The 22,958-nt window shown below is 47.6% G+C and carries 22 protein-coding genes; 14 read left to right on the forward strand and 8 right to left on the reverse strand.

Translation table 11 applies throughout. The features are described 5' to 3' along the window. Nucleotides 1-251: 251 nt before the first annotated feature. The 7 genes from B4F99_RS05805 to dnaA all read right to left on the reverse strand — a co-directional run bounded on the left by B4F99_RS05805 (nt 252) and on the right by dnaA (nt 10,204). Nucleotides 252-1,295 carry an HD-GYP domain-containing protein gene (locus B4F99_RS05805; protein WP_214856527.1) on the reverse strand — a complete coding sequence of 348 codons (1,044 nt, stop codon included), beginning with the start codon at nt 1,293-1,295 and terminating at the stop codon, nt 252-254. A gap of 88 nt (nt 1,296-1,383) precedes the next feature. Further along, a complete protein-coding gene (gyrA, locus tag B4F99_RS05810; protein ID WP_214856528.1) occupies nt 1,384-3,996 on the reverse strand; it encodes a DNA gyrase subunit A in 2,613 nt (870 codons plus the stop codon). Nucleotides 3,997-4,023: 27 nt separating this feature from the next. After that, a complete protein-coding gene (gene gyrB / locus B4F99_RS05815; protein ID WP_214856610.1) occupies nt 4,024-5,937 on the reverse strand; it encodes a DNA topoisomerase (ATP-hydrolyzing) subunit B in 1,914 nt (637 codons plus the stop codon). Between the two features lie 10 nt (nt 5,938-5,947). Beyond that, nucleotides 5,948-7,102: a DNA replication/repair protein RecF gene (recF, locus tag B4F99_RS05820; protein WP_214856529.1), complete on the reverse strand. Its 1,155-nt coding sequence runs from the start codon at nt 7,100-7,102 to the stop codon at nt 5,948-5,950. A 1-nt stretch (nt 7,103) separates the two neighbouring features. Beyond that, nucleotides 7,104-7,325 carry a S4 domain-containing protein YaaA gene (gene yaaA, locus B4F99_RS05825; protein ID WP_023469865.1) on the reverse strand — a complete coding sequence of 74 codons (222 nt, stop codon included), beginning with the start codon at nt 7,323-7,325 and terminating at the stop codon, nt 7,104-7,106. A 162-nt stretch (nt 7,326-7,487) separates the two neighbouring features. Then, a complete protein-coding gene (gene dnaN / locus B4F99_RS05830) occupies nt 7,488-8,621 on the reverse strand; it encodes a DNA polymerase III subunit beta (protein WP_023469864.1) in 1,134 nt (377 codons plus the stop codon). Between the two features lie 191 nt (nt 8,622-8,812). Further along, the gene (gene dnaA / locus B4F99_RS05835) at nt 8,813-10,204 is read right to left on the reverse strand and encodes a chromosomal replication initiator protein DnaA (RefSeq protein ID WP_056064610.1); all 1,392 of its coding nucleotides are present in this window, start codon (nt 10,202-10,204) and stop codon (nt 8,813-8,815) included. Between the two features lie 738 nt (nt 10,205-10,942). Between dnaA and rpmH the strand changes: the two genes are divergently transcribed. The 8 genes from rpmH to B4F99_RS05875 all read left to right on the forward strand — a co-directional run bounded on the left by rpmH (nt 10,943) and on the right by B4F99_RS05875 (nt 18,422). Beyond that, nucleotides 10,943-11,077 carry a 50S ribosomal protein L34 gene (rpmH, locus tag B4F99_RS05840; RefSeq protein WP_012371910.1) on the forward strand — a complete coding sequence of 45 codons (135 nt, stop codon included), beginning with the start codon at nt 10,943-10,945 and terminating at the stop codon, nt 11,075-11,077. Nucleotides 11,078-11,242: 165 nt separating this feature from the next. Then, on the forward strand, nt 11,243-11,593 hold the full coding sequence (gene rnpA, locus B4F99_RS05845; RefSeq protein WP_023469862.1) for a ribonuclease P protein component: 351 nt from the start codon (nt 11,243-11,245) through the stop codon (nt 11,591-11,593). A 104-nt stretch (nt 11,594-11,697) separates the two neighbouring features. Continuing rightward, on the forward strand, nt 11,698-12,552 hold the full coding sequence (gene yidC / locus B4F99_RS05850; RefSeq protein WP_214856531.1) for a membrane protein insertase YidC: 855 nt from the start codon (nt 11,698-11,700) through the stop codon (nt 12,550-12,552). Nucleotides 12,553-12,699: 147 nt separating this feature from the next. Then, nucleotides 12,700-14,082 (forward strand): tRNA uridine-5-carboxymethylaminomethyl(34) synthesis GTPase MnmE, encoded by a 1,383-nt coding sequence (mnmE, locus tag B4F99_RS05855; protein WP_290755946.1) that lies wholly within the window; start codon nt 12,700-12,702, stop codon nt 14,080-14,082. Between the two features lie 43 nt (nt 14,083-14,125). After that, nucleotides 14,126-16,015, forward strand: coding sequence for a tRNA uridine-5-carboxymethylaminomethyl(34) synthesis enzyme MnmG (gene mnmG / locus B4F99_RS05860; RefSeq protein WP_290755948.1), 1,890 nt, complete (start codon nt 14,126-14,128; stop codon nt 16,013-16,015). Between the two features lie 5 nt (nt 16,016-16,020). Next, a complete protein-coding gene (gene rsmG, locus B4F99_RS05865; protein ID WP_290755950.1) occupies nt 16,021-16,737 on the forward strand; it encodes a 16S rRNA (guanine(527)-N(7))-methyltransferase RsmG in 717 nt (238 codons plus the stop codon). Nucleotides 16,738-16,785: 48 nt separating this feature from the next. Beyond that, nucleotides 16,786-17,619, forward strand: a complete 834-nt coding sequence (gene noc, locus B4F99_RS05870; RefSeq protein WP_214856534.1) for a nucleoid occlusion protein — start codon at nt 16,786-16,788, stop codon at nt 17,617-17,619. Between the two features lie 38 nt (nt 17,620-17,657). Then, nucleotides 17,658-18,422 (forward strand): ParB/RepB/Spo0J family partition protein, encoded by a 765-nt coding sequence (locus tag B4F99_RS05875; protein ID WP_290755952.1) that lies wholly within the window; start codon nt 17,658-17,660, stop codon nt 18,420-18,422. Nucleotides 18,423-18,459: 37 nt separating this feature from the next. On the opposite strand, the gene yyaC is transcribed toward B4F99_RS05875, so the two are convergent. Beyond that, nucleotides 18,460-19,077 carry a spore protease YyaC gene (gene yyaC, locus B4F99_RS05880; protein ID WP_035412220.1) on the reverse strand — a complete coding sequence of 206 codons (618 nt, stop codon included), beginning with the start codon at nt 19,075-19,077 and terminating at the stop codon, nt 18,460-18,462. 182 nt (nt 19,078-19,259) lie between these two features. On the opposite strand from yyaC, the gene B4F99_RS05885 reads away from it, so the two are divergent. The 6 genes from B4F99_RS05885 (at nt 19,260) to rpsR (ending at nt 22,904) form a co-directional block, all read left to right on the forward strand. Beyond that, nucleotides 19,260-20,189, forward strand: coding sequence for a mechanosensitive ion channel family protein (locus tag B4F99_RS05885; RefSeq protein ID WP_214856536.1), 930 nt, complete (start codon nt 19,260-19,262; stop codon nt 20,187-20,189). Then, nucleotides 20,161-20,349 (forward strand): DUF951 domain-containing protein, encoded by a 189-nt coding sequence (locus B4F99_RS05890; protein WP_023469853.1) that lies wholly within the window; start codon nt 20,161-20,163, stop codon nt 20,347-20,349. The genes B4F99_RS05885 and B4F99_RS05890 overlap by 29 nt, the downstream gene beginning before the upstream one ends. Before the next feature lie 229 nt (nt 20,350-20,578). Continuing rightward, nucleotides 20,579-21,679, forward strand: coding sequence for a redox-regulated ATPase YchF (gene ychF / locus B4F99_RS05895; RefSeq protein WP_290755953.1), 1,101 nt, complete (start codon nt 20,579-20,581; stop codon nt 21,677-21,679). 120 nt (nt 21,680-21,799) lie between these two features. Continuing rightward, a complete protein-coding gene (rpsF, locus tag B4F99_RS05900) occupies nt 21,800-22,087 on the forward strand; it encodes a 30S ribosomal protein S6 (RefSeq protein ID WP_058704734.1) in 288 nt (95 codons plus the stop codon). A gap of 23 nt (nt 22,088-22,110) precedes the next feature. After that, complete coding sequence (gene ssb / locus B4F99_RS05905) at nt 22,111-22,629, forward strand: single-stranded DNA-binding protein (protein ID WP_023469850.1); 519 nt, start codon at nt 22,111-22,113, stop codon at nt 22,627-22,629. Nucleotides 22,630-22,673: 44 nt separating this feature from the next. After that, complete coding sequence (gene rpsR, locus B4F99_RS05910; protein WP_023469849.1) at nt 22,674-22,904, forward strand: 30S ribosomal protein S18; 231 nt, start codon at nt 22,674-22,676, stop codon at nt 22,902-22,904. Nucleotides 22,905-22,958: the final 54 nt, after the last annotated feature.

Genomic DNA, 22,958 nt, shown 5'->3' on the forward strand with positions numbered 1-22,958 from the left:
TCGTTCAGTTTTCAAAGTTCGTCCGCGCCTGTTTTGGCGACTCAATTAGAATACCAAGTCTGAAACAAGAAGTCAACAACTTTTTTGAAATTGTTTTTTCGTTTGTTTCAAGCGCTTGTCTTTGTTAAGGACATGTAATAATATATCATGCGTTTTATTATTGAGCAACACTTATTTGGAAATTATTTTTAAAATCATGAACAAACCTCTTGAACCTTACGAATTCGGCTCAAGAGGCTACTTATTCCTTATCAATCCATCAATTGAATGATGCTATGCTGTCGTTCTTCCATTAAATCAACGGTGATCATTCTTCCCTGGTCTTCATAAGAAATGACAGGACGATCAAAGACTGGATTCTTTTGAGCGATTGTTGCAATCTTCCCATTACTCATCAATACGCGATCACCGACTTCAATCGGTAGAAGTAACTGTCCAAGCAATAATACATATTTTGAACAATATTGCATCGGTCGCGCTTTTAAATGACGATATGCGTCAAACGGCGTATACGCTTCCCGGTATGGGCGCCAACTTGTCATTGCAGCAAAAACATCCGCTACAATGAACAATCGAGCATGATCTGCAATCTTATCACCTTTTACCTTTAGAGGATAACCAGATCCATCTAAACGTTCATGATGTTGAACAATCAAACGATTTACCGTGTCAGAGATAATCGTCTCCTTTTGCAAGACTTGATATGCCATTGCCGGGTGACGTTGAAAAATTTCTTGTTGCATCGCTTCATAACGTTTCGTGTGACGCCATTCCATGATCCGCGCTAGTCCGTAATCCGCAAAATAAGATGCCGTCCACAGCTCATGGATCATTTTCCGTTCTTTTCTGACTGCTTCAGCAAGCATTTGGGCAACTGCTCCTCGATAAATGGCATGTCGCACAGTGTAAGCTTCCGTTCCCCGTTCAAGGAAGAATGGCAGAACATCTTGTCTCGTAATTTGTTCCGGGACGGACTGTTTGACCCAGCTCAAAGCTTCATACACATTTGGCTTCATCCCCTGTTCCCATGACATGAAGACTTTATTATAGGAGCGAATGAACTCTTCAAAAGGATGTTCTATCTGCGCAGCCACTGTTTCAATCTGTGTCTTTTCACCTTCGACAAGATCAGGACGATCCTCGATGGTGACTTCTTTAATCAAAAACCGTTGGATTCGTCGTAACTCGTCGGTTCCAATTTTTTTCCCTGCTTCTACGATCGGATGATCTGTATGTAAGTAGATCGATTCGGTTAAACGATCCCCGATGCGTAATTGATCACTTGCCACTCGCATATCGCTTCGTTCCTTTCTCTTCTTTCTATATATGTAGATAAAAGCAGCAGAGTGGTATCACTCTGCTGCTTCCTTACTAACGTCTTGCTTACTCCTCCACTTCTTCTGAAGTATCCGATTCGACTACATTCTCTTCTGATACAAGATCCGTATCTTCTTCCGTTTCATCGGTTTCTTCTCGTTTCAGTTTCGCAACCGTTGCAACACGGTCACCTTCTTCAATTCGAATGACCTTCACCCCTTGGGTGTTGCGGCCGACACGTGAAATGTATTGCGAGTCTGTCCGAATGACGATACCGCTCTCTGTCATGATCATGATGTCATCATCGACATCAACGATTCGCATGGCAACGATTTGACCGACGCGATCTGTTACCTTACTCGCGATCAATCCTTTCCCACCACGCGATTGACTACGGAACTCGGTCATCGGTGTTCGTTTACCGAATCCTTTTTCCGTAATAACCAGAACATCTTGTGCATCACGTGCAAGTTCCATCCCGACGACGAAATCGTCTGGGCGTAACGTCATCGCTTTGACACCACGAGCACCACGTCCCATCGAGCGGACATTCGTGATTGGGAAACGAATCGCTTTCCCGCTTGTTGAAACAGCAAAGACTTCATCATCCGTCGATGCAAGACGAACAGATGTCAATTCATCGTCTTCAAACAACCGAATCGCAATCAAACCATTTTTGTTGATCCGGGCATATGCGGACAACGGTGAACGTTTGACGCGTCCTTTACGTGTCATGAAGATCAATGATTTTTGCTCATCTTGAACGACTTCTTCCGTTTCGAGCGCTTCTTCCGTCTCTTCAATCTCTCCTTCAACCACCTCGACAGGTGCTTCAGTTGCTTGTTGCTCCTCAAGATAACGTTTGAAGTTGACTGGAATCATCGTCTCGACCTTTTCATCGCGTTCAATTTGGATGAGGTTGATGATCGGCACACCTTTTGATGTCCGGCTCATCTCCGGTACTTCGTATCCACGAATCCGGTAGACTTTCCCGCGGTTCGTAAAGAATAGAATCGTATCATGCGTCGAACAAGATAAGAGACGCGTAACGTAATCCTCGTCGTTCGTTCCGATTCCTTGAACGCCACGTCCACCGCGGCGCTGTGTCCGGTACGAATCCGTCGTCATCCGTTTGATATAACCACTGCTTGTCAACGTGATGATGATATCTTGTTCCGGAATCAAGTCTTCATCTTCGAATTCGATATGATCCATCCGGATTTCCGTCCGACGCTCGTCGTTGAAACGTTCCTTCAACTCCTCGAGTTCTGTCCGGATCAAATCAAGCAAGACTTCTTCACTCGCAAGGATGCGGTTCAGTTCCGCGATCAATTGCATGATTTCGTCATACTCTGCTTCAATTTTTTCCCGCTCAAGACCTGTCAGGCGTTGTAAGCGCATATCGAGAATCGCTTGTGATTGTTTCTCAGATAACGCAAAACGCTCCATCAACTGTTCACGTGCTGCGTCCGCTGTCCGGTTCCCGCGAATGATTTGAATGACTTCATCCAAATGATCAAGCGCAATCCGTAGACCAGCGAGCAAGTGTTCACGTGCTTCTGCTTTTTCGAGATCGAACTGTGTCCGACGACGAACGATTTCTTTTTGATGCTCGAGGTAATGATAGAGCATTTCTTTAAGCGTCAATGTTTTTGGACGCCCTCCGACAATCGCAAGCATGTTGACACCAAACGTCGTTTGCATCGACGTCTGTTTATACAAGTTGTTTAAGATGACACTTGCATTCGCATCACGACGGACTTCCATGACGATCCGCATACCGCGGCGATCTGACTCATCCCGTAAATCGGTGATGCCTTCGATTTTTTTCTCGCGGACGAGATCGGCAATCTTTTCAACGAGGCGGGCTTTGTTGACCTGATAAGGCAACTCCGTCACGATGATCCGTTCGCGGTCTTTTTTCGTCTGTTCGATTTCTGCTTTCGCACGGACGATGATGGAGCCACGTCCTGTTTCATATGCGCGACGAATCCCGCTACGACCAAGAATTTCACCAGCCGTTGGGAAATCAGGTCCCGGAATGTGCTGCATCAATTCTTGAATCGTGATTTCGGGATCGTGAGACAGTGCTAAGACACCATCGATGACCTCACCTAACTGATGCGGCGGAATGTTTGTTGCCATCCCGACCGCGATCCCGCTTGAACCGTTGACGAGCAAGTTCGGGAAGCGCGACGGTAAGACTTCCGGTTCGCGTTCCGAACCATCGTAGTTATCTTTGAAGTCAACTGTGTTTTTGTTGATATCGCGAACGATTTCCATTGCGATTTTTGACATACGAGCTTCCGTATATCGCATCGCAGCCGCCGAGTCTCCATCGACTGAACCGAAGTTTCCGTGTCCATCGACGAGTTCATAACGATAGCTGAAATCTTGCGCCATGCGGACCATCGTGTCATAGACGGCAGAATCCCCGTGCGGGTGATACTTACCGATGACTTCCCCGACGATACGGGCAGACTTTTTATGTGGTTTATCGGCACGAATACCGAGGTCGTTCATCGCATAGAGAATCCGGCGGTGTCCGGGTTTTAAACCGTCCCGTACGTCCGGAAGAGCACGTGCGACGATGACGCTCATCGCGTAGTCCATGAAGGACGTACGCATCTCTTGACTGATATTAATATCCTTGATGATTCCGTGATTTTGTTCGGACATGCTTCTGGCCACCCTCTCTGTTCAGCGTTAAATATCCAGGTTCTTGACGTAATGTGCGTGAGATTGAATGAAGTCGCGTCGTGGTTTGACCTGATCTCCCATCAAGATATCGAAGACTTCATCCGCTTCGATCGCATCTTGAAGCTCGACACGCAACATTTGACGACCACTTGGATCCATCGTCGTTTCCCAAAGCTGCTCTGGATCCATCTCTCCAAGACCTTTGTAGCGCTGAATATCGTACCGTGCGTTTTCAGGAAGCGCTGCAAGCGCCTCTGTCAATTCACGTTCGTTGTGCACGTACGTGATGTTCTTCCCTTGTTTGATTCCGTATAGCGGTGGCTGAGCGATATAGACGTATCCATGCTCGACAAGCGGACGCATGTAACGGTAGAAGAACGTCAACAAGAGTGTCCGGATGTGGGCACCATCGACATCGGCATCGGTCATGATGATGACTTTGTGGTAGCGTGCCTTCTCGATATTGAACTCAGAACCAATACTTGTCCCGAGTGCCGTGATGATCGTCCGGATCTCATCGCTTCCAAGAATCTTATCAAGACGTGCTTTCTCAACGTTCAAGATTTTACCGCGAATCGGTAAGATTGCTTGGAAATGACGATCACGTCCGGATTTCGCAGAACCACCCGCTGAGTCACCCTCAACGATATACAATTCGGAAATCGACGCATCACGTGACGAACAGTCGGCCAGTTTACCTGGAAGCGAGCTGACTTCAAGAACACCTTTACGGCGTGTCAATTCACGTGCGCGTTTCGCTGCCATCCGGGCGCGCGACGCCATCATCCCTTTTTCGACGATTGCGCGTGCGTTCGTCGGATTTTCAAGCATGAATTGCTCAAATGCACCAGAGAAGAGCGAATCCGTGACCGTACGTGCGTCGGAATTCCCGAGTTTCGTCTTCGTCTGTCCTTCGAACTGCGGGTTCGGGTGCTTGACGGAAACGATCGCTGTCATCCCTTCCCGTACGTCTTCACCGGACAGTGTACCGTCTGCATCCTTCATCAGACCGAACTTTTTCGCGTAATCATTGATGACGCGTGTCAAAGCTGTCTTGAAGCCGGTCTCGTGCGTACCACCCTCATGCGTCGGGATGTTGTTCGTGAACGAGTAGATGTTTGACGCAAATCCATCGTTGTACTGAAGTGCAACTTCGACTTCGATGCCGTCTTTTGTGCCGTGTACGTAGACAGGTTCTGCGTGAACGACTTCTTTTGAACGGTTTAAGTGTTCGACGTAAGATTTAATCCCACCTTCGTAGTGGAAACTACGCGTCATCGGCTCATCCGCACGATCGTCCGTGATGATGATCTTCAAGCCTTTGTTTAAGAAAGCAAGTTCCCGCAGGCGTGTCGCTAGCAAATCGTAGTCATACTCGAGCGTTTCTTGGAAAATCTCACCGTCTGGGAAGAAACGAATCGTCGTTCCGGTCTCTTCTGATGTTCCAATCACTTCGAGGTCTTGCGCTGGTACACCGCGATGGTACGCTTGGTAATACAGCTTTTCATTCCGTTTGACGAATACTTCAAGTTTCGTCGACAGGGCGTTAACGACTGAGGCCCCAACACCGTGTAATCCACCCGATACTTTATATCCGCCGCCGCCGAATTTACCACCGGCGTGGAGGACTGTCAGGATGACCTCAACGGCAGGACGACCCATCTTCTCTTGAATGTCGACTGGAATACCGCGTCCGTTATCCTCGACTAAGATCGAGTTCCCTGGTTCGATCGTGACTTTGATCGTGTCACAGTATCCTGCGAGCGCCTCATCGATCGAGTTATCGACGATCTCCCATACGAGGTGATGGAGACCTTTTGATGCCGTCGAGCCGATATACATCCCTGGACGTTTACGTACTGCTTCTAATCCTTCAAGAACTTGAATCTGATCGGCACCGTATCCTTGTTCCAATTCCATATCTTCATGATTACTCATCGGTTTTCTCACCTACTGTTTCTTTATATGATGTCTCTTCCAAATCGACCGTCCCTTGTTTCACGTGGAACAACTTCGCTTGGTTGATCGTTTCATGCGCAATCCCATCGACGCTTGTCGTCGTCAGGATCGTCTGGACCTTTTGTTGCATCGTATCGAGCAAATGTGTTTGACGATGATCATCAAGCTCGGATAAGACATCGTCGAGTAGAAGAAGTGGATACTCTCCGACTTCCTCGTGAATCAATTCGATCTCTGCAAGTTTTAACGAGAGGGCTGCTGTTCGTTGTTGTCCTTGTGAACCATACGTTTGGACGTTTCGTCCATTGACTTCCATCTCAAAGTCATCGCGATGTGGTCCAAACAACGTAACTCCTCTTCGGATTTCATTTTCTTTTATTTTACCAAACTTCTGCGTGTAGGACGCAGTCATTCCTTCGACATCGAGTAATTCATTGCCAAATGTGTCCGAACGATAGATGAGCGCGAGTTCTTCCTGTCCACGACTAATTCCGTCATGAATCGGTCGTGCCCACTTTTCGAGTTGGGCCATGAAATGATGGCGGCGCTGAACGATTTTAACGGCTAGCGTAATCATTTGCTCCGTCAAGATATCAAGGAAGGTCTCGTCTCCTCCCTTCATGGACAGTTGTTTCAGCAATGCGTTGCGTTGCTTCAACACTTTCAGATACTGACTCAATTCATGCAAATAGACCGGGCTGACTTGACCGATCTCCATATCGAGAAACCGCCGGCGGACTTGTGGACTGCCTTTGACGATATGCAAATCTTCCGGGGCGAATAAAACGATGTTCAGTGCCCCGACATAATCACTCAAGCGTCGTTGCTCTAGATGATTTAGTTTTGCTTTTTTCCCGCGACCCGAGATGACGATCTCCTGGACATGAGAACCTGTTCGTTTGACGACACGTCCTTCGACGCGCGCCGTCTCCTGGTCCCAACCAATCAGTTCCTTGTCATGTGTCGTCCGGTGAGACTTCGCGAGAGCGAGAACATAGATCGCTTCCAATAAGTTCGTCTTCCCTTGTGCATTTTCACCAATCAGAACATTCGTCTTTTCGGAGAATGACAGTTCGAGTGCGTCATAGTTGCGATAATGACTGAGTCGGACTGAATCCAGCCGCACGTTAGTTACCCTCGTTCTTGATGATGAACTGACCGTAGTCTTCTACATCAATGATGTCTCCATCCCGTAATTTACGACCACGTCGCTGATCGACTTCGCCGTTGACTAGAATTGGCACCTCTGCTAAAAACGGTTTGGCTTGCCCTCCGCTTGAGATGATATCCGACAGTTTCAGGAACTGCCCTAATGTGACATATTCCGTTGTAATTCTGATTTCTTGCATGGATTGACTCCTCCTACCTACATATTATAAATGACGTACTCTTTATTGTACTAAATATTGAACGATTTAGCAAAATTCCCGAACGTATATACGGTATACGAAAAAGACGGGTCCGATGTCGAAACGATCGAACCCGTCTTGTCACGTGTTTTATGTTGATGCTTACGCCGTCCGGACTGGAAGAATCAGTTGCAAGACGTTATCTTGATCAACCGGATGCAAGATGAATGGACGAATCGAACCCGTGAACTGGATTTCGATATCTGTCGCGTCAAGCGCCTTTAAGGCATCCATCATGTACTTCGAGTTGAACGAGATTTTCAGTTCTTCGCCTTCAAGCGAAAGGATGCTGACTTGCTCCGAGACTTTCCCGACTTCTGGTGAATGCGAAGAAATCTCGACCGCTGTCGTTCCTTCAGCTGCAAACTTGATGACGTTGTTACGGTCCTCACGTGCGAGCAGTGACGCGCGATCGATCGCTTGGAGCAATTCTTTCGCGTTCATGCGGACAGCTGTCCGGTACTCTTCTGGAATCAAACGTGATGTATCCGGATAGTTTCCGTCAAGTAGACGCGAGAAGAAGAGAACGTGTTTCATCTTGAACAAGATTTGTTGGTTCGTGATCGTAATATCCACATGACCATCCCCAAGTAACTTCGATAATTCATTTAAGCTCTTACCAGGAACGATGACGTTCTGGAACGAGATATCCGTATCTGTCTCAAACTGAGCACGACGAAGGGCTAAACGGTGACTATCCGTTGAGACACACGTCAAGATACCTTTGTCGGCTGAGAAGTTCACACCTGTGAGAACAGGACGTGTTTCTTGAACAGCGACAGCAAAGCTTGTTTGACGAATCATCGACCGTAAGAGATCAGCCGGTAAACGGAAACGTTGTCCCCCATCGACTTGTGGAAGACGTGGGAACTCATCTGGATCAAGACCGTTCAAATGGAATTCCGCTGTTCCTGACTGAATCCGTGTCATGAAGTTCGGTGAGACTTCAAGTGTCACTTCGTCTTTTGGCATCTTTTTGACGATATCGCCGAAGAAGCGAGCATTCAAGACGACACTACCAGCACGGTGGACCGTGACATAAGACGTTCCGTTCTCTTCTGCATAGATCGTCCGTTCAATCGAGATTTCTGTATCGCTTCCTGTCAGCGTCATGCCATCTCCATGAGCTTCGAGTTTGATCCCTGTCAGAATCGGAATCGTCGTGCGGGATGAGACCGCTTTGGCTACATCTTGTACTGCTTGAATTAAAGCTTCGCGTTGAATGGTGATATGCATATCGTCGTTAGACTCCTCTCGAAAATAATGGGCATGCGCCCATCATAACATAATAATATATTTTTTTAATAATAGTCTTAGGGGCTGTGGATAGTGTGGATAAGTCGGTGGATAACTTGATATAGAGCCAAAAACGGTGTGGATAAGTTGTGGATAACCACCCTACTTTATCCACATGTTTATCCACAGTTTTACGAATGCTTTAACTCATGCTTGATTTGTTCGATGACTTTTCCTGTTTCACCGTCTGATTTGATCAACATACTGATCTTTTCATGGGCATGGATGACGGTCGTATGGTCGCGTCCTCCAAATTCCTCCCCAATCTTCGGTAATGAGCTTTCCGTCATCTCACGCGAAAGATACATCGCGATTTGACGTGGAAAGGCAATCGATTTCGTCCGTTTCTTCGCCTTAAGATCATCAAACGGCAAGTTGAAATGCTTACTGACCGACTCCTGGATGTCACGAATCGTGACTTTACGCGGTTCGGCGACTGGCATGATGTTATGCAAGGCTTCTGCAGCGACATTTGGATCAATCGGTCGTCCGACGAGATTCGCATAAGCGATGACACGCGTCAACGCTCCTTCGAGCTCACGGATATTCGTATCAATCTGACTCGCGATGTAGAGCATGACTTCGTTTGAGACATCAAGCTGTTCAGCATTCGCCTTTTTCCGTAAGATCGCAATCCGTGTCTCGAGATCCGGTGGCGTGATGTCGGTAATCAATCCCCATTCAAAACGAGAACGGAGCCGATCTTCAAGCGTTGGAATCTCTTTTGGTGGTCGATCGCTTGAGATGATGATTTGTTTTTGATCGTTATGCAGTGCATTAAATGTGTGGAAAAACTCTTCTTGCGTCTGTTCTTTGCCCGCAAGGAACTGGATGTCATCAATTAAGAGGACATCGATGTTACGGTATTTATTTCGAAACTCAACCGTCTTATTATCACGGATGGAGTTAATAAAGTCATTCGTAAAGCGTTCAGAAGAGACATAGGCAATCCGTGTCCCAAGATTTTGATCTTGAACGTACTGTCCGATGGCATGCATCAGATGGGTTTTGCCAAGACCAACGCCACCGTAGATGAAAAGCGGATTATATGCTTTAGCAGGTGCTTCAGCAACAGCCAGTGAAGCGGCGTGTGCAAAACGGTTCCCCGATCCGATGACAAATGTATCGAACGTGTACTTCTCATTCAATTGTCCAAGTTCACTCATCGTCAGTTCATCTGTCGGTTTGCGCGTGTTCAATGGACGCGATTTCGGAGCCGGTGTTGCTTCGATCCGTTCCTCTTCTTGTCGATCGAGCATTTTCTTCGCTTGTCCCTCTTCGATGAACTGAATATCGAGTCGGCTTCCGGTTACTTCCTCAACTGTGTCTTCAAGTAAAGATAAGTACTGGCGCTCAAGCCACGTCACCGTAAATGCAGCCGGTGCTGAAACGAGTAAAGTCGTTCCATTTAGCGTAACGCCTTCTGTGGACTTCAACCACATATCATAACTGGCTTTCGGTGTTCGTTCCTCTTCCTCAATCACAGATAAGACATTATGCCAAAGTTCGGCAGCGTTTTTCATAAATACCCCCCTTTTTTTATCAAGATAGAAAAAATTTGTACACAGGCTTATACACAGACAAAGTTAATGAAGAAACTCGACTTATCCCCATAACGTAAAAACTGTGGATAACGTTATCCACAGGCAATTGAATCTGTGTATAAAGTTATCCACAGGGTGTGTATAACTTGTTTGGTCCTAAGCAAATCAGGATCGTGTTATGCACAATTAGTGTATCAAAAGAAATGAGCTCTGGCAATGGTTGGAATGATTTATCCACAAGTAAATTCAATCGTCCACAGGTAGTTACCCACAAGCTGTGGATAGTGTGGATAAATTGTGGATAAGAGGTGGATAACTTTTTGAAAGAGGAAGCGTTAAAAAAGAGTTATTCACAAAACACAAAAGAAGTGGAAAAAGGAAATCCAAAATCGAGGATTGACGTCGATTTTAAAAAATACTATCGTAGACAAAGTGAAGAGTTATCCACGGAAAGTGTGGATAATGTGGATAAGTCTGTGGATAGGTGGATAAGTCTACAAACATCCCCTCCATGATCCACACGCATTCTATCGCGTAATAGAGTTTGCGCAGTCGAATCCTATCGCCTGTTTTCAAACCAGAAATCCCTTAAGCAGGACAAGAAATCTTCTGAACTTTCATTGACAATGCCACAATCAGTTTATATAATGTACAAGACTGCCTTAAAGTAGAAAATAACAATTGGTTATAAAGATCTTTTAAAGGAGGTGCAGACGAATGAAACCAACTTTCAACCCAAACAACCGTAAGCGTAAAAAAGTTCACGGATTCCGTGCGCGTATGGCTACGAAGAGTGGCCGCCGTATCTTGGCTGCTCGCCGTCTTAAGGGCCGCAAAGCCTTGACTGTCTAATGCATTGATGCATCCATCACTTCGGGCATGATCCGAGGTGATTTTTTTTATGTTTTTTCGTGTGTTCGTGCTTTTGTCACATGCGCCCTATCGCGTCGCATGTTTATTCTATGATATGATGAGAGACGACGAATTTTCGTAGTGTCAGGATGGAGTGTGAATAAGGTGAAGAAGGAATACCGCGTCAAGAAAGACAAGGAGTTCCAAGCGGTGTTTACTAAAGGAGCCTCTGTCGCAAATCGGCAATTTGTCGTGTATGCCTTGAAAAAGGAGCAACAGACTCACTTTCGGGTTGGTTTATCCGTCAGTAAGAAAATCGGGAATGCCGTCGTCCGGAATCAGGTGAAACGGTATCTTCGGGAAGCATGCCAGCAGCATGAAGCCTCGATTGCCCCGAATTATGATTTGGTGATCATCGCGCGCAATCCGGCCGCGAAGATGACCGCGCAAGAAGTGGCTGACAGTCTCCGTCACGTGCTTAAACGTTCCGGTGTCTGGATGCGATCAAAAAAATGAATCGTAGCAATGTATCCTGTTGATTTGTACGGCGCTCCCTTTCCTTGCCTTACTATAGAAGAAGATGGCGTTCGACAAAGCGTAAACAATTTCTAGGAGGAATTATGAACAAGAGAACTAAGATTTGGTTAACTCTCGGACTCATGTCCGTGCTCGCGATCGTGTTATCCGGCTGTACACCTAGTTCGTATGGTACTGGTGAACCGATCACAGCAGACACAGAAGGTTTTTGGAAACATTACTTCGTTTGGCCGATGGCGTGGTTGATTCGTGAGATTTCACAGTTCTTTAGCGGTGATTACGGTATCGGAATCATCATTACGACACTTCTCGTTCGTCTTGTCATCCTTCCATTGATGATCAAACAAACGAAGAGTATGGGTGGAATGCAAGTCATTCAACCTGAAATGATGAAGCTTCGTGAGAAATACAGCTCAAAAGACCAAGAGACGCAACAGAAATTGCAACAGGAAATGATGAAGCTCTACCAAGAGCACAACGTCAATCCACTCGCAGGCTGTTTACCGATCTTGATCCAAATGCCGATCTTGATCGCGTTCTATAACGCCATCATTTATACACCGGCTATTTTCCAACACACATTCCTCTGGTTCGACCTTGGTAAACCGGATCCATTCTTCATCTTGCCGATCATGTCTGCGGTACTGACGTATCTGCAACAAAAGATCTCGATGGCAGGTCAAGAAGACAACCCACAAATGAAAATCATGCTCTACGTCTTCCCGATCATGATCTTCATCATGGGGGTCACACTCCCTTCTGCCCTTTCGCTTTACTGGGTCGTCGGTTACATCTTCTCGATCATCGTCACGATCGTCATCATGAAACCAATGCGTGAAAAGATTAAGTTGCAGACGGAAGCGGCAATGGCTGCTAAACGTGAAAAAGAAGCGGCACAAGCAGCACCGGCTCCTAAAAAATCGAAAAAGAAACGCTAATACGTGAAGAGCGACGCTTTGTTTTGACAGAGTGTCGCTCTTTTTCTTTTGCGTCATTTCGTGTATAGTTGTTTCGTTATACCCATTGCAACGATTAAGGATTAAATACTCATAAAAAGACAGAAGAAAAACGAGGTGGAAGAACGGATGATGGAATTTGATACGATTGCCGCGATTTCGACGCCGATGGGAGAAGGGGCGATTGCGATCGTGCGCTTATCAGGTCCTGATGCAGTCACTGTAGCCGACCGCGTCTATAAAGGAACCAACCGCTTGACGGAAGTACCAACCCATACGATTCATTACGGGAAATTGGTCGATCACGAGGCGGACCGTGTCGTCGATGAAGTAATGGTGAGTGTCATGCGCGCACCAAAGACGTTCACACGTGAAGATGTCATCGAATTGAATTGTCATGGAGGAGTCGTCGCGGTCAATCGTGTCCTCGAACTCATCCTCGCACAACCGGAAGTCCGATTAGCGGAACCGGGTGAATTCACGAAACGCGCGTTCTTGAACGGACGAATCGATTTGTCGCAGGCGGAAGCTGTCATGGATCTGATCCGCGCGAAGACGGATCGAGCGATGCATGTCGCCGTCAGTCAAATTGAAGGGCGTCTCTCAAAACTCGTCCAAGACTTACGTCAACAACTGTTGCAGACGATTGCTGCCATCGAAGTCAACATCGATTACCCGGAATATGATGCAGAAGAGATGACACAACAGATCGTCGAACGTGACGCGGGTGCTGTCCGCGCGATTCTAGCAGAGTTATTAACAACGGCACGCCAAGGAAAAATCCTTCGTGAAGGGTTATCCACAGCAATCATCGGTCGTCCGAACGTCGGTAAATCGTCTTTGCTCAACACATTGGTGCAAGAAGCGAAGGCTATCGTCACGGATATCGCGGGAACGACACGCGATACGATCGAGGAGTACGTCAATGTTCGTGGTGTACCACTAAAGTTGATTGATACGGCAGGGATTCGAGAGACGGAAGATATCGTCGAACGGATGGGTGTCGAAAAATCACGCCAGGCTTTAAAGACGGCCGATTTGATCTTACTCGTCCTCAACGGGAACGATGTCCTGACGGATGAGGATGTCTTGCTGTTTGAAGCGATTAAAGGGATGAACGCAATCATCATCGTCAACAAGAGTGACTTGGCGCAACAGATTGACTTAGCGCGTGTCACGGAGCTTGCCGATGGTCGACCGATCGTTACGACGTCCTTGCTCGAAGAAGCAGGCGTCAACGATCTTGAAGCGGCGATTGCGAGTCTGTTCTTTGAACAGGGTGTCGAGAGCCAAGATATGACGTACGTCTCGAATGCACGACACATCCAGCTGATCAAACGCGCGAGTCAAATGATTGAAGATGCCCTCGGTGCAGCAGAAGCAGCGATGCCGATCGATATGGTACAGATCGATTTACGACGGGCATGGGACACGCTCGGCGAAATCAATGGAGATACAGCACAGGATAGTTTATTGGATCAGTTGTTTTCGCAGTTTTGTCTCGGGAAATAATCCAAGACGACTGCGTGTGGAATAAGAAGGAGGAACCAGTACTATGGCTTATCAAGCAGGTGAATTCGACGTCATCGTCGTCGGAGCCGGACATGCCGGCATCGAAGCCTCTCTTGCTGCGGCACGAATGGGCTCGAAAACGGTCATGTTGACAATGAATCCCGACATGGTTGGATTCATGTATTGCAACCCGTCGATCGGTGGTCCTGCAAAAGGGATCGTCGTCCGGGAAATCGATGCGCTCGGTGGTGAAATGGCACGCGCGATCGATGCAACGTATATTCAAATGAAAATGTTAAACACGTCAAAAGGACCTGCCGTGCGAGCATTACGCGCACAGGCGGATAAATTCGAATACCAAAACCGGATGAAAAAAGCGCTTGAGGATGAGCCGAATCTTCTCTTGCGTCAAGCGCTCGTCGAACGGTTGTTGATCGATGAAGAAGGACGTTGCGTCGGTGTCGTCACGAATACAGGGGCGGAGTACCGGGCGAAAGCGGTCATCATCACGACCGGAACGTTCATGCGCGGGAAAATCATCATCGGTGAATTGTCGTACGAGAGTGGTCCGAACAATCAGATGCCATCGATCAATCTATCGAAACATCTTGAAGAACTTGGATTTGAGCTCGCACGTTTCAAGACAGGTACACCACCACGAATCGACGGGAAAACGATCGATTACTCGAAGACAGAGATTCAACCAGGTGACGAAGTAGCGCTTCCGTTTAGTCATGAAACGACTCAGATGATCACGGAACAAATTCCATGCTGGTTGACGTATACGACGGAGTATACGCACCAGTTGATCGATGCGAACCTGCACCGTTCACCGATGTTCTCCGGGATGATTAAAGGGACAGGTCCCCGTTATTGTCCATCGATCGAAGATAAGGTCGTCCGGTTCAACGATAAACCGCGTCACCAAATCTTCCTTGAGCCAGAAGGTCGCGATACGGAAGAAGTCTACGTGCAAGGGTTATCAACAAGTTTACCGGAAGACGTTCAACACGATATTCTCCGCTCGATTCCTGGGCTTGAGAATTCAGAAATGATGCGTCCCGGTTACGCGATTGAGTACGATGCCGTCATTCCGACACAACTCTGGCCAACGCTCGAAACAAAACGTGTTCCTGGTTTGTTCACAGCGGGTCAAATCAACGGAACAAGTGGTTATGAGGAAGCAGCGGGACAAGGGATCATGGCAGGAATCAATGCCGGACTACAAGTCCAAGGCAAAGAACCACTCATCTTGTCACGTTCACAAGGCTATATCGGTGTCATGATCGATGATCTCGTCACGAAAGGTACGAACGAACCGTACCGCCTCTTGACGTCACGTGCCGAGTACCGCTTGTTGCTCCGTCATGATAATGCGGATCTTCGTCTGTCGGAAATCGGACATGAACTCGGTTTGATCTCGGAAGAACGCCAAGCGAAGTTGCTCGACAAACAAGAGCAAATCCGTCTTGAGATGAAACGTCTTGAGAAGGTCGTCATCAAAGCGACACCGGACGTGAATGCACAGCTAGAAGCGATCGGTGCATCGCCACTTAAGGAAGCCTTGCATGCGATCACGTTGCTGAAACGCCCGGAAATCACATATGCGATGATTGCGCAGATGACACCACCGGAAACACCATTGTCTGCAGAAGCAGCAGAACAAGTCGAAATCCAAGTCAAATATGCCGGCTACATCGATAAACAACTCGATCAAGTCGAAAAAATGATGCGGATGGAGCAAAAACGGATTCCGGATCGTCTCGATTACGATGCGATCAGTGGATTAGCGATTGAAGCGAAACAAAAACTAAACCAAGTGCGTCCGCTCTCGATCGGACAAGCATCCCGGATTTCAGGGGTTAACCCGTCTGATATCTCAATCCTGCTTGTCTATATCGAACAAGGCCAATACGCATTGACTGCGGAGTGAACGAGATGAACCAACAGCAATTCGTAACAGCATTGGCAGCACAGGGACTTGAGGTTTCAGAACATCAGTTGCATCAATTCAAGCGGTATTATGAACTGCTAGTCGAGTGGAATGAAAAGATGAACCTGACTGCGATCACCGATGAAGAAGATGTTTATTTAAAGCACTTCTATGACTCGATCACAGCAGCGTTCTATTTTGATTTCACGACGGTCACGACGGTTTGTGATGTCGGAGCGGGCGCCGGTTTCCCGAGTCTGCCGATCAAGATCATGTTCCCGCACCTTCAAGTGACGATCGTCGATTCACTCAATAAACGAATCGGCTTCCTGAATCATTTGGCGACGGAACTCGGACTCGAAGGTGTCGCGTTCCATCATGGACGCGCAGAAGAGTTCGGTAAAAATAAACAATTCCGCGAACGGTTTGACGTCGTGACCGCACGTGCGGTCGCCCGGATGTCCGTTCTCGCGGAATATTGCCTACCACTTGCGAAAGTCGGAGGACAATTCGTTGCCTTAAAGGCAGCGAAAGTCACTGAAGAGCTCGAGGATGGTGCGATTGCCTTGAAAGTACTCGGTGGGAATTTACGGGAAAGTTTCCAGTTCCAATTGCCAGGCGAGGAAAGTGAGCGTAATATCGTTATTGTAGATAAAAAACGAACAACACCCGGGAAATATCCGCGTAAAGCGGGTACGCCTGCGAAAGATCCATTAAGCTAAACACCGTTTCACGTGAAACGATGACTGATAAAGGTGAGGTGCGCCAACGTGAGAAATGCAATTGCCAAACTGCTCGGTAAACCTGCTACGATCGAGCTTGACCCACAAGAGACGGTTCAGGAATTACCATTGACAGAACTTGTCGCGAACCAGTTCCAACCACGGACTGTGTTTGACGGGGACCGAATTGAAGAACTAGCGGTTACGATCGAAGAGCATGGGTTACTCCAGCCGATCGTCGTTCGAAAACAAGGAACAGGATACGAAATCATTGCCGGAGAACGACGGTACCGAGCAGTGCGCTCGCTTGGTTGGGAAACGATTCCTGCCATCGTCAAAGAGATGACGGACGAGACGACTGCTTCCTTGGCATTGATTGAAAATCTGCAACGCGAAGATTTGACACCAATCGAAGAAGCAGAAGCCTATGAGCGTTTGCTTGCATTACAAGACATCACGCAAGAAGTGTTAGCGCGTAAGCTCGGACGTAGTCAATCGACGATTGCCAACAAATTACGTTTGCTGCGATTGCCAACCGATGTCCGGGAAGCATTGAAGCAACGGACGATCACGGAGCGTCATGCCCGTGCGCTATTGCCGCTCAAGGATGAAGCGTTACAAGTAACGGTACTCGCTGAAATTCTGGAACGGGAATGGAACGTCAAGGAGACGGAGCGCCGGGTGGAACGATTGATGACACCACAGCCACCGAAGAAAAAACGTCATAAAAGCTTTGCACGAGATACACGGATCGCGTTAAACACCTTGCGGGATTCCGTCGATATGATCGAGCAGACTGGATTGACGATCGAAAAAGAAGAAGTCGATTGCGAAGAATATGTAGAGGTGCGAATTCGCATCGTGAAGGCACGTCCGGAATAAGCGGTCGTGCCTTCCGCTACGTTTAGGAGAGAAAACACGTGAATGAATTACCTGTTCGGGCGATTCGCCCGAATCCGACTCAACCTCGGAAACGATTCAATGAAAAAGCATTAGAAGAGTTAGCCCAATCGCTCGTTCGTCACGGGATGATCCAACCGATCGTCGTTCGACCACGTGATGGCTACTATGAAATCATCGCCGGTGAACGGCGCTATCAGGCAGCAAGTCGCGCAGGATTCGAACGTGTGCCGGTCCTTGTGATTGAAGCAGACGAGACACGCGTCATGGAACTCGCCTTGATTGAAAACATCCAACGAGCGGACTTATCCGCGATTGAAGAAGCGATGGCGTATGCGGAGATGATCGAGGAATTCGGCATTACGCAAGCAGAGCTTGCACAGCGTGTCGGGAAAAGTCGTTCGCACATTACGAACAGCCTTCGACTGTTACAGTTGCCATTGCTCGTTCAACAAGCGGTCATGGACGAACGGTTGTCGATGGGACATGCCCGCGCGCTCCTATCGCTGAAACATCCAAAGAAGATCGAACAGATGGCAGAACGGGTCATGGCGGAGAACTGGAACGTCCGTCGGTTAGAGCAGGCGCTTCGGGAGCGAAAGGAATCCGTCCGTCCGCAGCAAGCGACCGCTGTTCAATTCGTCGAGGAATCACTTCGCGAAAAATACGGGGCGACGGTACGGATTAAACAAGGAAAACAAGCAGGGAAACTCGAGATCGATTTTACAGACGAAGACGACCTTAACCGGTTGCTCGACTTGTTGTTACCTGAATCGGATCACTAAAAAGAAGCGATCCGGGCGACGGTTCGCTTCTTTTTGCTTACATTGAACGCGGCGTGAAAGAAATCGTCGTTCGTGTGGATTCAGCGGAGAGTTTCGCATCAAGTAAGTGGAAGCTGTTCGCGACGAGTTCCGCTAGTTCATAAACAAGGTGTAACCGTGTGTTCTGGAGAATCATCATCTCCATGAATCCACTGACGTTGACGACAGCCTTAATGTTGAAGTCACCGACCGCAGGCAATTCTTTTTGGACGCCGGCGCCGGGTGCGAGTGGACCTTCCGAGAAAAAGACATGTCCGACACTTGAAAGGCGACCGAGACACGCATCGATCGCGATGACGAGTGGACGGTAATGTGTCGTTTGGATCGAATGAATGGTTTCTGCGAGATTCAGTGCATGGACGGGTTTAGCGAGTGTACCGTAGACGTGAAGATGAGCAGGCGCTTGTTTCTCGAGGAATGTCCCAACGAGTGGACCGAGTGAGTCACCTGTTGAACGATCAGAACCAATGCAGACGAGTACGATCGGACGTTTTTCTTGGACGGCAGAGACTTGTTCGAATAATTGTTCAGCTAAGCGTTCTTTCGCGAACGGTTCCGTATATTCTAAAAAGAAAGAATAGGGCTTGGGCTCGTGCGAATGAAAGCGGAAGTTCATCGAAATCATCCTTTCTTCTCTTGGTGTCGGTGTCGTGGTGGATTGGCAAGAGTGAAGGGTTCTTAGATGATTTTCCTTTCCCGGTTTTTCCAGAAATCTAACGTCAAAATCGGCTCTTTGGTTGAAACTCGATTAAAATCACGTATACTGTCGTAATAGAGAGAATAAGAAAGGATGAGAGAATGGCTACCAATCAAGATGTACAAGAATCCGTCGCCCAAGTCGATAAATTGATCAACCAAGTAATGGATGCGGATATGTGGATTCGTTTTGGGATGAAACTACTGATTGCGCTCATCATCATCGCGGCGTTCTATGTGTTGACGCGCGTTTTGACTGGGGCAGTCTCACGTCTCTTTACGATCAGGAAAATCAATGAACAGGACTATCTAGCACAACGACAGAACGAGACGCTGTTGAAGCTACTGCAAAATGCGATTCGCTATGTACTTGGAATCATCATGTTGTTGACGGTGCTCAGTCAGTTCGGTATCAACATCACCGGTCTCGTCGCCAGTGCCGGAATCGCCGGTCTCGCGATTTCGTTCGGTGCGAAGAACTTGGTGCAAGATATCATTACCGGAGCGTTCATCATCTTCGAACGTCAGTTTAAAGTCGGAGATTATGTACGCGTCGGTGTAATCGAAGGCGTCGTGACGGAACTTGGTATCCGGACGACAAAACTCAAAGGACTCAACGGAGAAATCCACATCATCCCGAACGGTCAGATTTTACAAGTCACGAACTATTCGGTCGACAACAGTTTCGCACTCGTCGATGTCCAAGTCTCTTATGATGAGGATCTTGAACGCGTCGAACAAGTTTTGCATGAGATTGCAGACCGGACGACGAAGAAGTATGTCGATATGTTCGTCGAGCCGATTCAGATGCTCGGTGTTCAGACACTTGGTCCTTCAGAAGTCGTCTATCGTTTGATGGCAGAAGTACCACCGATGCAACATTTCCAAGCTGGTCGCCTGATCCGGAAGGAATTGAAGCAAGGACTCGAAGAAGAAAACATCAAGATCCCGTATCCACGGATGGTCATGATGAATCCAGAACAAAAGAATGGTGGACAGACGGATGATTCCAAAAACGTATCAACTCCATGATTATGTTGAGATGAAGAAGCAGCATCCATGTGGAACGAACCGATGGCAGATCATTCGGGTCGGCATGGATATCCGAATCAAATGTCAAGGTTGCGGGGCAAGCATTTTAATGCCACGTCGTGATTTTGATAAACGATTGAAAAAAGTCTTACCAGAGTGACGAAAAAGCGGATGTGATTCTCGTGATCACATCCGCTTTTTCGTTGTCTTTCATAAGCGAAGTGATTGTGTTCGATTAGAGCGTGATTAAAAAAGACGGTCGAGCTCCTTGCTTAAAAAAAATGAACTATCTATAATTGTGAAAGATGTGCTGACGTGGTGTAATCATTCTACCCACTGCGGCCGCTAGCACGGATTTCCTAGGAAATACCGAAAAGGAGGAATTCCAAGTGGGATTAACAGCAGGAATCGTTGGCTTACCAAACGTAGGAAAATCAACACTTTTTAACGCCATCACACAAGCAGGTGTAGAGGCAGCGAACTATCCGTTCGCAACGATCGACCCGAACGTCGGTGTCGTTGAAGTACCAGATGCACGTCTTCGGAAATTGACAGAACTCGTCAACCCGAAAAAGACGATCCCGACAGCATTCGAATTCACGGATATCGCCGGTATCGTAAAAGGTGCGTCTAAAGGGGAAGGGCTCGGAAATAAATTCCTCGCGAACATTCGTGAAGTAGATGCGATCTGTCAGGTCGTGCGTTGTTTCGTAGATGAGAACATCACACACGTGGCCGGAAGAGTCTCACCGATCGATGATATCGAGACGATCAACCTCGAATTGATCCTCGCAGATCTTGAGCAGGTCGAAAAACGGATTCAGCGTGTCCAAAAACAAGTCAAGTCGCGCGATAAAAACGCAGCGGCTGAGCTTGAAGCACTTGAAATCGTGCAAGCGTTGCTCGAAGATGAGAAACCAGCACGTCTCGCTGAATTGAATGAAGATCAAGCAGCCATCGTCAAACACTTCCAATTGTTGACGATGAAACCAATGCTCTACGTCGCAAACGTCGGCGAAGATGAAGTCGCAGATGCAGACAGCAATGAGAACGTTCGTCTCGTCCGTGAGTTCGCAGCAAAAGAAGGCGCAGAAGTCATCGTCATCTGTGCTCGCATCGAAGAAGAGATTGCGGAGCTTGAGCCAGAAGAACGTCAAGAGTTCCTCGTCGATCTCGGAATCGAAGAGTCGGGTCTTGATCAATTGATCCATGCGGCGTACAGCACACTTGGTCTTGCGACATACTTCACAGCAGGTGAAAAAGAAGTACGCGCTTGGACGTTTAAAAAAGGCATGAAAGCCCCACAATGTGCGGGTGTCATCCACTCGGACTTCGAACGCGGATTCATCCGTGCAGAAGTCGTTGCGTATGAAGATCTAGCAGCTGCAGGTAACATGGCGACAGTTAAGGAACAAGGTCGTTACCGTTCAGAAGGTAAGGAATATGTCTTCCAGGACGGCGATGTCGTCACATTCCGCTTCAACGTCTAATCGAAATCGAATCGTTATTGCATAAAGCAAAATACTTTGGTAGTATTAACGAATGTGAGTAATGAATTATTGCTCCTTGCTCGAACATTCGAGCCGCCAGTCCAAGAGGAGGTGACAGATATGCGTAAATACGAAGTACTTTACATCATCCGTCCGGAACTTGATGAGGAAGCACGCAAAGCAACAGTGGAGCGTTTTAACAAAGTCCTCACTGATAACGGTGGTACAGTTGATAAAACAACTGAAATGGGTAAACGTCGTTTCGCTTACGAAATCAATGATATGCGTGAAGGGTTCTACGTTCTTCTTAACGTGACTGCTGAACCAGCAGCTACAAAAGAACTTGACCGTCTCATGAAGATCAGTGACGATATCGTTCGCTTAATGATCACAAAAGACGAGAAATAAGCTGAAACAGGAGAGTGATTCTGATGATTAACCGCGTCGTTTTAGTCGGTCGGTTAACTCGTGACCCGGAAATGCGTTATACGCAGAGCGGGATTGCGGTAACGCGATTCACACTCGCATGTGACCGTCCTTTCACAGGGCAAGATGGGAAGCGAGAAGCTGATTTCATCGATTGCGTCGTTTGGCGCAAGCAAGCAGAGAACGTTGCTCAGTATTTGAAGAAAGGTAGTCTTGCTGGTGTAGAGGGTCGCCTCCAGATTAGCAGCTACGACGATAAAGAAGGGCAACGCCGTTACCGTGCGGAAGTCGTCGCTGATAGCGTTCGCTTCCTTGAGTCACGCAACGCGAGCCGTTCTTCGGATGGTAGCGAAGGCTACGCTTCATCTACTGGTGGAAACGGGAATGCTGCAGGATGGGGTTCACAGCAACAGCAGAACAACTCTTCCTCGCCAGCACCCGCTTCATCGAATTCGGGCTTCGGCGCTGATCCGTTCAGCGGCGGTAGTTCGATCGACCTTTCAGACGACGATCTCCCGTTCTAAGGAAATCGTTCTGAAAAATCCAAGTTAAAAAGGAGGTTAATCACATGGCACGTCGTCCAGGTGGAAAACGTCGTCGTAAAGTATGTTACTTCACGTCGAACCACATCACTCATATCGATTATAAAGACGTAGAACTTCTCAAACGTTTCATTTCGGAACGCGGTAAGATTCTTCCACGTCGTGTGACTGGTACTTCAGCGAAATACCAACGTCCACTTACAATCGCAATCAAACGCGCACGTCAAATGGCTTTAATCCCATACGTGGCTGACTGATTTCGTAGCACCATCCTCAAGCGTGAGGGTGGTGCTTTTTTTCGCTTCTCTTTC

The sequence above is a fragment of the Exiguobacterium sp. UBA3491 genome, from assembly GCF_002377745.1.
GTDB lineage: Bacteria > Bacillota > Bacilli > Exiguobacteriales > Exiguobacteriaceae > Exiguobacterium_A.